This window comes from Haloarchaeobius pelagicus, assembly GCF_051207375.1.
Lineage (GTDB): Archaea > Halobacteriota > Halobacteria > Halobacteriales > Natrialbaceae > Haloarchaeobius.
Genome location: NZ_JBPJZD010000001.1, coordinates 1433351 through 1445197 on the forward strand (window position 1 = coordinate 1433351; position 11847 = coordinate 1445197).

12 protein-coding genes are annotated in these 11847 nt (G+C 65.7%); 4 read left to right on the forward strand and 8 right to left on the reverse strand.

What is annotated here, in order from left to right:
- Window positions 1-231: 231 nt before the first annotated feature.
- Complete coding sequence (locus ACSC1S_RS07520; RefSeq protein WP_435363793.1) at window positions 232-948, forward strand: dolichyl-phosphate hexose transferase; 717 nt, start codon at window positions 232-234, stop codon at window positions 946-948.
- Between the two features lie 18 nt (window positions 949-966).
- On the opposite strand, the gene ACSC1S_RS07525 is transcribed toward ACSC1S_RS07520, so the two are convergent.
- The 8 genes from ACSC1S_RS07525 to ACSC1S_RS07560 form a co-directional block, all read right to left on the reverse strand.
- Window positions 967-1134 (reverse strand): hypothetical protein, encoded by a 168-nt coding sequence (locus tag ACSC1S_RS07525; RefSeq protein ID WP_435363794.1) that lies wholly within the window; start codon window positions 1132-1134, stop codon window positions 967-969.
- Entirely contained in the window at window positions 1092-3245 is a 2154-nt protein-coding gene (locus ACSC1S_RS07530) for an ArnT family glycosyltransferase (RefSeq protein ID WP_435363795.1), read from the reverse strand. The genes ACSC1S_RS07525 and ACSC1S_RS07530 overlap by 43 nt, the downstream gene beginning before the upstream one ends.
- A 4-nt stretch (window positions 3246-3249) precedes the next feature.
- The gene (locus tag ACSC1S_RS07535) at window positions 3250-4410 is read right to left on the reverse strand and encodes an ABC transporter ATP-binding protein (RefSeq protein WP_435363796.1); all 1161 of its coding nucleotides are present in this window, start codon (window positions 4408-4410) and stop codon (window positions 3250-3252) included.
- Window positions 4400-6010, reverse strand: a complete 1611-nt coding sequence (locus ACSC1S_RS07540; protein WP_435363797.1) for an ABC transporter permease — start codon at window positions 6008-6010, stop codon at window positions 4400-4402. Before ACSC1S_RS07540 ends, ACSC1S_RS07535 begins: the two co-directional genes overlap by 11 nt.
- Before the next feature lie 14 nt (window positions 6011-6024).
- Window positions 6025-7212: an extracellular solute-binding protein gene (locus ACSC1S_RS07545; RefSeq protein ID WP_435363798.1), complete on the reverse strand. Its 1188-nt coding sequence runs from the start codon at window positions 7210-7212 to the stop codon at window positions 6025-6027.
- Window positions 7213-7281: 69 nt separating this feature from the next.
- The gene (locus ACSC1S_RS07550; RefSeq protein ID WP_435363799.1) at window positions 7282-8442 is read right to left on the reverse strand and encodes an alpha-1 4-glucan-protein synthase; all 1161 of its coding nucleotides are present in this window, start codon (window positions 8440-8442) and stop codon (window positions 7282-7284) included.
- Between the two features lie 141 nt (window positions 8443-8583).
- Entirely contained in the window at window positions 8584-9471 is an 888-nt protein-coding gene (locus ACSC1S_RS07555; RefSeq protein WP_435363800.1) for a DUF726 domain-containing protein, read from the reverse strand.
- 144 nt (window positions 9472-9615) lie between these two features.
- A complete protein-coding gene (locus ACSC1S_RS07560; RefSeq protein ID WP_435318249.1) occupies window positions 9616-10266 on the reverse strand; it encodes a MaoC family dehydratase in 651 nt (216 codons plus the stop codon).
- Window positions 10267-10457: 191 nt separating this feature from the next.
- Here ACSC1S_RS07560 and ACSC1S_RS07565 point away from each other — a divergent pair, with 191 nt between their 5' ends.
- Genes ACSC1S_RS07565 through ACSC1S_RS07575 form a run of 3 tightly spaced genes read left to right on the forward strand, consistent with a single transcriptional unit; the run spans window position 10458 to window position 11846 of the window.
- Window positions 10458-10784 carry an AbrB/MazE/SpoVT family DNA-binding domain-containing protein gene (locus ACSC1S_RS07565; RefSeq protein WP_261651202.1) on the forward strand — a complete coding sequence of 109 codons (327 nt, stop codon included), beginning with the start codon at window positions 10458-10460 and terminating at the stop codon, window positions 10782-10784.
- Window positions 10777-11247: a hypothetical protein gene (locus tag ACSC1S_RS07570; protein ID WP_435363801.1), complete on the forward strand. Its 471-nt coding sequence runs from the start codon at window positions 10777-10779 to the stop codon at window positions 11245-11247. The genes ACSC1S_RS07565 and ACSC1S_RS07570 overlap by 8 nt, the downstream gene beginning before the upstream one ends.
- Before the next feature lie 44 nt (window positions 11248-11291).
- Window positions 11292-11846 (forward strand): poly(R)-hydroxyalkanoic acid synthase subunit, encoded by a 555-nt coding sequence (locus tag ACSC1S_RS07575; RefSeq protein WP_435363802.1) that lies wholly within the window; start codon window positions 11292-11294, stop codon window positions 11844-11846.
- Window position 11847: the final 1 nt, after the last annotated feature.

Consider the following 11847-nt stretch of genomic DNA (forward strand, 5'->3'; position numbering starts at 1 on the left):
GGGAGCGTTCGCCACCCGATGGTCGTCGTCGGGTCTTCGGCCACCGGGTGGCCCGCCAGATAGCCCTCCAGTCTCCCTGACGGGGAGACCTTTCATACGAGAGGTATGGACGCCACGGGATTTACTCTGTCGTACGAGGTTCACCCGAACGGAACGTTGCGCTGGGGTTTCCGCGGTGAAAACGAGACTTTTTGGTAAGCCTAAAGTATCCGCGTCGGAGAGGGAGAACCAATGAGCAAGGAGTCGACGGAGACCGAGGACCAGCTCACGTTCGACGACCTCGCGGTCGTCATGGGCACCTACAACGAGGCGGAGGCTATCGAACACGTTCTCACGGACATCGAGGAGGTCACCGACGGGCGAGCCGAGGTCGTCTGCGTGGACGGGTCGGACGACGAGACGCCCGAGGTCGCCCGCGAACACGGGGCGACCGTCATCGAGCAGGAACCCCAGGGCTACGGTGTGGCGGTCCGCGAGGCCATCCTCACGCCCGAGAGAGAGGTCATCGTCACGACCGACTGCGACGACACCTACCCGATGGAGGCGCTCCCGCGCTTCCTCGAACTCGTCAACGAGGGGTACGACGTGGTCTCCGGTGACCGACTCCACTACGGCGCAGCGGCGATGCCCGCGTTCAACCGCTTCGGGAACCACATGTTCGCTCTGCTGGCCTCCAGCCTGATGGGCGAGCGCGTCCACGACACGACGACCGGGATGCGGGCGTACCGCCGCGACGTGGTCCAGGACATCACGTGGACCGAGAACACCGGCCTGTCGGCGGAACTCCTCATCCGCCCCGCGATGCGTGGCTACCGTGTCATCGAGACGCCCATCCGGTACGCGGAACGAAAGGGCGAGACGAAACTCGACCCGCTCGAAGGCGGGGCGGCCATCGGGAAGTCCATCGTGAAGGTCTGCCTCGAAGAACGGGTCAAGCGGCTCTTCTAGCGACGACGGGCGTGCCCGTCAGTTCCCCTCGATGACGATGCCACCGGCACCGACCGGGATGTTCGGTTCGGCGCGGGCGCTGCCGTGAGCGTCGACCCGGTCGGCGTCTCCGCGACCGACCCGCCCGCGTCGGCCCCCCGTCGTCAGGACGAGCGAGACGAGGCGGTCAACGTCCCGTTCACCCACACCCCATCGAGGTGCTGGTCGGGGTGGTCCGGCAGGTAGGTCCCCCGCGTGCCGCAGTCGATGGTCAGCGAGCAGACCGAGGTCTCGGCAGGCCAGACCACCTGCACGCGACCGTCCCGGACCCGGGTGTCGAACTCCTGGCGGTAGGTCAGCGTCGACCCGCCGTCGTAGTTCAGGATGACCGCGACAGCGAGCTCCTGGCTGCCGTTCACCGCGAGTGCCCCGCTCTCGCCGAGCGGGCGGACGTCGTCGTCGGTGACCCGGAGCCCGTCGGGGCCGACCGACCAGTTCACCGAGACCTGTTCGCCGACCGCCTGGTCGAGGTAGAGTTCCCGGACGTCGCTGCCGTTCTCGATTCGGATGATGGCGCTCTGGGCCCCCGAGGGGACGCCGACGCGGGTGGTGCCCTCCAGACGTTCGCCCTCGCGGACGCCGAGGGGAACCAGCTTGCCGATGACGTTCTCGTCCGGTGCCGGTGTCCACTCGCCGTGGTAGGTCCATCGGTACAGCTCCCGGTCGGGATACGCGTCGATGACCTCGAAGGTGCTCGGGGCGTCCTGGTGCTGGGCGTACACCACGTCACCGTCGAAACCGGGGTCGTTCCGGAGCGACTGGAACGGGTGGTTCGACCAGTGGCCGTATGGGGTCGGCACCATGACGAGTGCGTTCTCGAAGTCGGTCGACTCGAGCGGTTCGTAGGCCGACTCGTACTTGGCGGTGTAGTCCGCGCTGTCCTCGACCGGGCCCGACAGTGCCGCCTGTTCTGCGACGCCGATGGCCGGGACCGTGAGCACGAGGACGGCCGCGAGGACGACCCGGGCGGTGCGGGGCGAGTAGGTGGCCGCAACGGTTTCGCGGAGGCGCTCGCCCACACCGACGACCCCGAAAGCTCCGAACACCGACAGCGGGACGAGCATGTCGAAGTGGTAGATGGGTCCGTGAATTGCGAGTAGCCCGTCGTTTGGGTCCTCCAGGCCGCCCTGGACGTTGTAGGTCCCCCAGAAGTACAGGTTCCCGACGATCACGCTGACGAAGATGCCGAGGAGCAGGAGTCGCAGGGCGTCATCCGAGAGGTGCGGCCGGTCGATGCTGGGCGTGCTCTCACGCGCCCGCAGGTGACCGGCCCAGGCGAGCAGTCCCACGACGAAGACGACGGTGCCGGCCCACCCGGCGGCGGTCCACGACTGCGCGAACAGCACCAGCAGGGTGGTCGTGGCCCGGACCGAGAGCGCGGGCGTCCAGACGAGGGCGTGGTCGACGATGCGGCGCTGCCCGAACCCGAGACCGTCCAGCGGCGCGAACGCCTCGAACGGGAACAGCAGGGGGTCACCGGTCAACAGCCAGTTGTACCCCAGGGCGGCGACCACACCCGAGATTCCGAGCATCGCGATGACGAGGTTCCGGGTGAGCTGTGGACGCAGTCGTGCGGCGTCGTGGCGGTAGCCCGTCCAGAGCGTCCAGCAGGCGTGCCCGATGAACGGGAGTGCGAACAGGACCGCGGTGTAGGGTCGCCCGAAGAACGAGAGCGCGATGGCGACGCCGGCGAGGGCGGCCCATCGTCTGCTCGCAGTGGCCTCGTCTGCCCGGACCGCCCGGACGTAGCCGAGCGCGAACAACAGGTTCAGGAACGTCGTCGGGGCGTACGGGAGGAAGAGACTTGACGCGAGCAGGAACATCGGCGAGAGCACGAGCAGGATGCCCGCGAGGACGCCGACCCGGCGGTCGAACGCCTCGGTCCCGAGGGTGACCACCAGCCCGACGTTCCCGGCCGCGATCGCGGCGAGAGCGAGTCTCGGCAGCCCGACGGCAAGCCCGAGCGCGAACATCCCGGCCGGGACGGGTGCGTACTTCGGGTACATCGCGCCCTCGTCGACGACGAAGAACCACGGTCGGAACTCGTCGGCCAGTCCCGCGGGTGGGTAGTGCTGGAACTGGCCGTCGAGCAGGAGGGCGGCCTGCTGGAGGTAGACCCCCTCGTCGTGGTTCAGGGAGTGGTACGGAAAGAGCTCGCTCGCGATGAGGAAGACGACGGTCCCAGTCAGGAGGGAGAGCAGGAGGGTCGGGGCGTACCGGGTCGCGAGAGCCGTCCGGAGCCTGTCGACCCGTGCCATCGATTCAGTCGTCCGCTTCGGCGTAGTTCCCGGACTCGTCAACCTTCGGGAACCACGCGAGTTCGTGGTCGGCGGTCAGCTCGACCCGGACCGGCTGGTCGAGGTCGACCTGGTCGGTGTGGTTGTGCATGCATTCGAGCACGTCGCCGTTGTCGAGTTCGACCCGGTAGAGGATGGTCGGGCCGAGATAGCGCCGGTAGATGACGCGCCCGTTCGATTCGGCCTCGTCACAGGGGGTCGCACTGATGTCGTCGGGCCGCACGAGCACGTCGAGCGTCGTCCCATCGTACTCCTGGGCGAGCCCGTGCATGATCTCGCGGTCGACGGTACCGATGCCGGTCTCGACGTGGTCGCCGCGGAGGAAGCCCGAGAGGAACGACGCGTGGCCCAGGAAGCCCGCGACGAAGCGGGACTCGGGGTGCTGGAACACCTGTTCGGGGCGACCGACCTGTTCGAGGTCGCCGTCGTTCATCACGGCCACGCGGTCGGAGATGCTCATCGCCTCTTCCTGATCGTGGGTGACCGAGATGGCGGTGACACCGGCCTCCTTGAGGATGCGGCGGACCTCCTCGCGCATCTCGACGCGAAGGTCCACGTCGAGGTTCGAGAACGGCTCGTCGAGCAGCAGGATGCGCGGTTCCGGGGCGAGCGAGCGCGCCAGGGCGATGCGCTGTTGCTGGCCGCCCGAGAGCTCGTCCGGGTAGGCGTCGGCGTGCGAGTGCAGGCCGACGAGGTCGAGCATCTCGTCGACCCGTTCCTGCTTCTGTGCCTCGTCCATATCCTTCAGTCCGAAGCCGACGTTCTCGCGAGCGGTCATGTGCGGGAACAGCGCGAACTCCTGGAACACGACGCCGACGCCGCGCTTCTCGGGGCTGACGAACGAGCCGTTGCCCGAGACGGGTGCGCCGTTCAGGTTCACGGTACCGCCATCGGGGCGTTCGAGGCCCGCGACGAGCCGGAGCGTCGTGGTCTTCCCACAGCCCGACGGCCCGAGCATGGTGAGGATCTCGCCCTCGCGGACCGACAGCGAGAGGTCGCTGATAACGTCCTCGGAACCGTAGGATTTGGAGACGCTGTCCAGTTCCAGGACGGTCTCCGAATCCTCTACCGAGGGGCGGTCGTACACGGTCTCGACGTCTGCAGTGATGGTCGCGTTACTTGACATCGTATCCCTCCTGGGAGAGTATCACGAAGATGGAGACGGCGGACACGGCGAGCAGGATGAGCGCGGGCACCGCGGCGTCGTAGAACGCCTGGTTGCGGTGGGCCTGCCAGATGTGCGTGACCACGGTCTCGTAGCCGGTCGGCCGGAGCATCAGCGTCGCGGGCAGTTCCTTCATCGTCGTCAGGAACACCAGCGCCGCGCCCCCGAGCAGCCCCGGGGCCGCGAGCGGGAGCGTGATGGCCCGGAACGCACCGACCGAGGACCGACCTAACGTTCGAGCGGCCTCGGGCAGCGACGGATTGACCTGCAGGAACGACGCCCGGGTCGACCCCACCGACTGGGGCAGGAACCGGACGACGTAGGCGAACACGAGGATGGGGAGCGTGTGGTACAGGTCGGTGAACGAGCGGGTGGTGATGAACACCAGCGCGAAGCCGATGACCACGCCGGGTGCCGCGTAGCCGACGTAGCTCAGGCGCTCCATTATCGCGCCCGCTCTGGTGTCGTGGCGCGCCGAGAGGTAGGCGATGGGGAGCCCGGCGAGCGTCGCCACGATCGCCGCGCCGATGGAGAGCGAGATGGAGTTCGTCAGGTACGAGAACTCGAACGGGAGCCGCCAGTTCGAGGTCGGCCCGCGGAGCAGCCAGCCGACGAGGATGACGACCGGGACCACGAGCGCGACGGTGACGATGGACCCACAGAAGGCGAGCGCGGGCCACTTCCAGCGGCCGAGACGCGCCTTCGAGGCACGCCCGCCCTGGCGGCCACTGGTGAACTTCTCGTTGCTGCGCAGTCGGCTCTCGACGCCGAGGATGAACACGGTGACGACGAGCAACTGGATGGAGAGCAACGCGGCAAGTCCCATGCTCCCGGTGTCGGTTTCGGACTTGATGACGGTCGTGAACACGGGGTAGCGCATGATGGCCGGGGTCCCGAAGTCCGACAGGGCGTAGAGGGCGGTCAGCAAGGATCCGGCCGCGATGGCTGGCCTGAGCTGTGGGAGGACGACCCGGCGGACCGCCTCCAGTCGCGTGTGCTGGAGGGTGCGGGCCGCGTCGACGAGCGAGGTGTCGACCGTCTTCAGGCTGGCGCGGGTGGTGATGTAGACGTACGGGTACGTGTAGAGCGTCAGCACCAGCACCGCGCCTTCGAGGCCCTTGATGGCCGGGAGCGACTCGACGCCGAGGGGCGCGAGGACGCCCTGGAGTTCGCCGTGGCTGCCGAACGCCGCGGTGAACACGAACGCACCGATGTAGCTCGGGATGACGAGCGGCAGGGTCACGAGGATGGTCCAGAGTCGTCGTCCGGGGAGGTTCGTCCGGACGGTGAGGTACGCGAGGGGGACGCCGATGACCACGGAGAAGCCGGTCACACCGGCGATCATCACGGCGGAGTTGACGAACACCGAGACGGTGGTGTCGGCGAGAATCAGTTCCAGGGCTGTGCCAGAAGAGACCTCGCCGACTGCGACGAACAGCCAGAGCAGGGGGGCGACGACAGCCGCGGCGACCGCCGCGCTCGCCAACGTCAGCCCGAGTGGGTACGAACCGCTCTGTCCGCCCTCGTTCGTCGCGGTCGCGTCGGTCTCTTCGACTGTCATAGTGGGGGAGGCCCCTACACCTGGATGCCGACCTCACGCATGAGGTCGATGGTGGGCCCGATGTCCGAGAGCTTCGCGAGGTCGAAGTCGGGCGTGTTGAGTTCGTCGACGGGGGGCAGGTCGCCGACGGGGTTCACTTCGGGGATGACGGGGTACTCGAATGTACGAGTTGCGAAATACTCCTGTGCCTCCGAGGAGAGCAGGTGGCGGACAAAGTTGACCGCAGTCTGTCGGTCTTCGGCCGTCTGGTCGCCGTTCTCGGAGGTGTCGACGACGGCCGCGCCGGCCACGTTGAAGATCGCCCCTGCGTCGTTGTTCGTGAACGCCGTCGCGATGGGGGCGTCCTCGTTTCCGTCGAGGACACGCTGGATGTAGTAGTGGTTCGCGAAGCCGGCGTCGAGGTCGCCGTTCGCGACCGCGCGGGAGACGATGAACTCGTCGGGGTAGCGCTCGACACCCGCGTCGAGCATGCCCTGGAGCCACTGCTTGGTCTCCTCGCGGCCGTTCATCACACGCATCGCGGTGACGAACGCCTGGAAGGAGCCGTAGCCCGGGGCCCAGCCCATCGACCCCTCGAAGTCGGGGAACGCGAAGATGTCGTCCGGAATCTCGGACTCCGAGTACGCGTTCGTGTTGTACGGGATGGTGCGGGCGCGGCCGGAGGTGCCGATCCACTCGCCGTCGTTGTTTCGGTACTGCGTCGGGACCATGTCCTGGACGTCCTGCGGGAGGGCGACGGTTCGGTTCTCGTTCGCGAGCAGGCCGAGGGCCCCCGCGTTGACCGAGAACAGCACGTCTGCTTCGGTCGCCGCGCCGGCCGTCGTTATCTTGTTCGCCAGCGCGTTCGAAGAGTCGTAGCGGGTGTTGATGGTGAAGTCGCTGTAGAGGCCCTCGATGTACTCGATGAGGGTGTTGACGAGGGGCTTCCCACGGCCGGAGTAGAGCGTGAGGGTGCCCGAGAGGTCGGGCATCTCCGACATCGGTGTCCCGCCCGGTGCGGGACGACCTTCCATGCCGGAACCGACGGACCCGAGCTCACCGCCGCCGTTCGCGGCGTCGGTCGGTTCCGTCGTCTCGTTCGAGTCGCTTCCCGAATTGAGACATCCCGCGACCGTCGTGACGCCGGTCGCCGCTGCGGCCGCGAGGAACCGCCGACGGTTCACGCTGGACCGGGACGGTTCGCTATCGTCGAAATCTCTCATACTTAGTTTTAGGCCGCCCTAAACCATTTATAGCTGCCGATTCGGTGTCGTGTTTTCGTGCCATGAGAATCAGTCGTCTGCAGGGACCGCAGCAGGTTCGTGGCCCGGGACCGCGGCGAGTTCGTCGAGGCAGTCGAGCCAGTCGAGGCAGTACTCGCCGACGTGGTTGAGGAAGTCGCCGTTCTGGTACGCGTCGAAGTCACCCTCCGCGAGGGCGGTCGCCATCGCGTCCATGACCTCGGCGTAGGTGTCGGCGTCGTCGCCGACGGGGTCGACGACCTCCCAGAAGTGCTCGTTCAGTTCGAGGCCGGCGACCTCGTTGTGCAGGTCGTCGAACGTCGAACGCGGGGCCTTGTTGTGCTCGCACAGCGGGAACCCGTTGAGGATGCGGCCGCCGAGCACGTCGCAGGCACGCTTGAGGAAGACGCCCGACCAGATGTCGTCGAAGCGGCCGACCTCCCACGGGTTGTCGTCCATCGGCGTCTGGTAGAACGCCGGGACGACCTCGCGGCGGAAGGCGAGGTTCATGGAGCAGACGGTGAGGTAGTTGCGGCGGGCCGCGACGAAGTTACGGTCGAAATCCTCGGTCACGGTCCGGGTCTGGGCCTGCCCCTGCAGGTCGCCGTCCATCAGGATGCGGACCGCGTCGAGGTCCGGGACGTTCGTCCAGAGGCCCTGCGAGGCGACGACGTTCGAGACCTCTTCGGTACCGGTCTCGATATCCTCGTGCATCGCCGCGTAGGGGTACCCCCGCGGGTAGAGGTCGTGGTCGCTCTGGTAGAGGACGTTGACCCACTGCTCGTCGGAGCTGACGGACTCGACCTCGCCCTCGTACTGGAGGTTCGCGAGGTGCTGTCCGAAGAAGTCCTGGTCGTCGTGGGGGAGCGTGTCGTCGTCGATGAAGACGCCGAACTCGAAGTCGTTCGCCCACAGGTAGAGCAATCCGAACGAGGTCTGGGCGTGACTCGCCGCGGGGACGAGGTGACTGTACTCGGAGATGCCCTGTTCGGCGTACCACTCCTCGCGGTCGGACTCGTCGAAGACGCGGCCGGAGACGTCGAGGTCGTCGAGCATCGCCTGCATCTCGTCGGTGTCACAGAAGTCCTCGGTCACGAGGACGACGTGGAGTCGGTCGGTGTCGAAGCCGTGGTCGTGTGCGTTCTCGATGTACGCACGCATGCACTCGTACTCCCTGATGGTGGGGACGATGACGCAACAATCCTCAGTCATTCGTTGTTAGTGGCTGTGTTTAGGGCAGCCTAAAAGCTTGTCTATCCCGGTCGATAGCGGGTGTGCGGCCGCTCGACATGCGGTTGCTCGTGGGAAGAAATCGCCAGCAGGAAGGGGAATCCGCGACGGTTCAGACCGACCTCACCACTGCGCGACCACGTCCGGGATGCAGCCGACGTCCGGCTTGTAGTAGTCGAAGTGGCTGGGGACGTAGTCGACGTTGTGGTCGTCGTAGTTGCCCGGTTCGGTGCCCTCACAGCCCTCTTCACCCACGGCAGAGTCCCACTCCGCTGTCGTGTACGCCCAGTTCAGCACGTCGTCCTCGTCCTTCCAGAAGTTGTCAACCTGCCCGACCGCGCTCGCGATGTCCGGCCCGTAGCGCCCGCCGGTCGAGACCGCGTCGTTGTCGGCGGCACCGCCGAGCAGTGAGAGCGAGTCGATGTAGTCCGTGACGCCTGAGGCGTTCAGCACCTCGATACAGCGCAGGGCGACCCGCGCGCCCAGCGAGTGCGCGATGAGTCGGACACGCGTGTCCGGGTTGCGGTTCCGGTACTGGTAGATGAAGTTGGCGAGCTTCTTCCCGTTCTCCTCGGCGATCTCCGTCGAATCCCACCAGCCGAAGACGCTGGAGTCGGAGTCCCACGAGAACCCGATGACCGGGTGTGGATACCCGTTGTTCCGGAGCGATGTCTTCGACTCGCGGAACCCCTGGACGGCGCTGTCCGAGTCGTTCCGCCAGCCGTGGACGTGGACGAGCAGTTCCTCGGGCGCGGCCGTGTCCCAGCCGGGAATCGAGCCGCGGATGTCGTAGTCCCACTCGGTGTGCCCGCCGGTGAGGTAGACCGAGCCGTACCAGGTGATGTCGTAATGCCCGCGCGTGGAGACGTGCGGGAACGTGGCCGCGGCCGCGGTGCCCGATGCGGCCGTGGTGAGCCCGGCACCGAGCGCTGTGGCCCCGGCGGCGCGCAGGAATCGCCGTCTGGTCGAACGCTGTGCGTCATGTCCTCGTTTGTCATGCCCGTGCGACATTAACACTCACTGCACAGAGAATAATTTTAAATCTACCGACAGTGCTATTTTATAAAATTTAACGACGTTTCGAGTAAACGTTCCACTGACAGTATCCGGGGAGAGTGTGGGTCAGGGAGGACTACGAACGGGCGAGAGCGGCCGTCACTCGGACGGCATCTCGTCGATGAGGACGACCGCTTCCCCATCGATGATGATCGTGTCCGTGCTCACGTCCTCGACGATGGTCGAGAGCCGGTACTGGCCGTTACCCAGCACTTCGAGCACTTCGACGGTCGCGGTGAGGCGGTCACCGATGCGGACCGGTGCCTGGAACTCCACGTCCTGGGACAGATAGATGGTCATGCCCGGCAGGCGCGCGAGGGCCGCGCTGATGAGCCCGGCCGCGAGCGTGCCGTGGACGATCCGTCCCTTGAACCGGCTTCCCTTGGCGAACTCCTCGTCGAGGTGGAGTCGGTTCGTGTCGCCGCTCGCGTTGGCGAACTCCCGGACGTCGTCTTCGTCGATGACCTTCGAGAACTGCACGTGGTCGCCGACGGTCAGGTCCGCCGGGTTGTCGACGGTCCGTTCGAAGGTCCAGCCCGCCTCCTCGTAGCCGAGGGAGGGGATGGTGCTCTCGAGTATCTCCGTGTCGTCATGCCTGGCCCGCGTCCGCGTGGCGGTTGCGGGGTTGAACGCCGCGAACGCAGCTCGATTGGCTGCGGTGGCACCCTTGAACGCGCTTTCCGCGAATTGTGTCCACGCGCTCGCCATCGCAGTGAGGGGGGATGTGGCGTCGCTAGTTCGTTCGCTCATTCTAGCCTCCGTAGTACGCAGGTAATTATGACTCCTTTGCCTCTCCGGTCGCTGAGCCGTCCATTTTCGGTCATTTTGTGGTATAGCCCTGTTGGGGAATACGCTGTCATCTCTACCATTGATTGGTTCTCGTTGGTATTGAATGGTTCTCAGCGGAAACCTTAAGTGCTCCGCCGTAATATGTTCTGTTGATGACGGACGAATCGCCGAAGATGCCCTGGTCGCCCTTCTTCATGCAGCAGATGCAAGAGCAGATGCAGGAGGCAGGAGAGCAGATGATGGGCTCGCCGCAGGAGCTGTGGAAGCAGTTCTTCACGGCGGACGCTGGCGCGTCGGACACGATGTCCGACCTGACGGCGATGAGCCGCGGTACCGCGATGTTCAAAACGCGTGTCCAGAGCGGTGGGCGCATCAGCATCCCCGACGCAGAGCGTGAAGCGCTCGACATCGGGGAAGGCGATATCGTCCAGACAATCGTCATCCCGGTCAAACGCCAAGAACGTGATTCCAATGAGTGAAACCCAATTCCAGAACCCGATGAAGCCCGTATTCCAGATGCAGCGCGCCATGCTCGAGCAGAGCCAGAAAGCAACACACGACGCCATCGAGGCCCAGAAAGAGGCCGTCCACCAGGTGGCCGACTCGATGGAGAACTTCCAGAAGCTCTCCGAGCAGAACACCGACCTCTCGAAGAAGGCCGTCCACGCCTACTTCGACGCCGTCGAGTCGATGATGCCGGAAGGCAGCGTCGACTTCGAGGAGTTCGAGGCCGCCCTCGACGACCAGTACGACGCGCTCTCCGAGAGCCAGGTCCAGATGATGGACGCTACCCTCGACGCGATGAAGGAAGGAACCAAGGCGTTCGACGACTACGCTGACAGCTACGCCGACGCCGTCGACACCTCGTTCGACAACTTCCTCGACGCCCACGAGCGCATGGAGGGCAACCTCGAGGACGTCGCCGAGGACGTCACCGCCTGAATCGACGGTTCCTTTTATAACCAACCAACCCAATCTTTCCGACAATGACAGATTCATACCCCGAAGCCGCGGTACCGACAGACTGGAACGACTTCGTCGCGCGAATGAACGAGCAGTTCTTCGATGCGATGGAGAAGAACATGGAAGCCCAGGCCGAGTTCGTCGAGCAGTGGTCACAGACTGTCGACGGCGAGGGGATGGGTGAGATGGACTTCGGCGACGGCGTCGAGGGCTACAAGCGCGCCTACGAGGCGTGGATGGAAGCCGCCGACCAGATGGTCGAGCGCGCGAACGACTCCATGGAGGGCGAGGACGTCGAGTTCGAGGAGTTCCGTGACATCTGGCTCAACACCGCCAACAAGGCGTTCAAGGAGGTCATGGATACGACCGCCTTCGCCGCCTGGACCGGTTCCTCGGTCGGTCAGATGCTCGAGATGCAACAGCAGGCCGACGAGGCTGCTGAAGACACCCTCCACACGCTCGGCTTCGCGACCGAAGGCGACGTCGAGGAGATCGGCGACCGTCTCGTCGAACTCGAACGCCGCCAGCACGCCGTCGAACAGAAGCTCGACCGCGTCCTGGAGCACCTGGAGGAGTAAG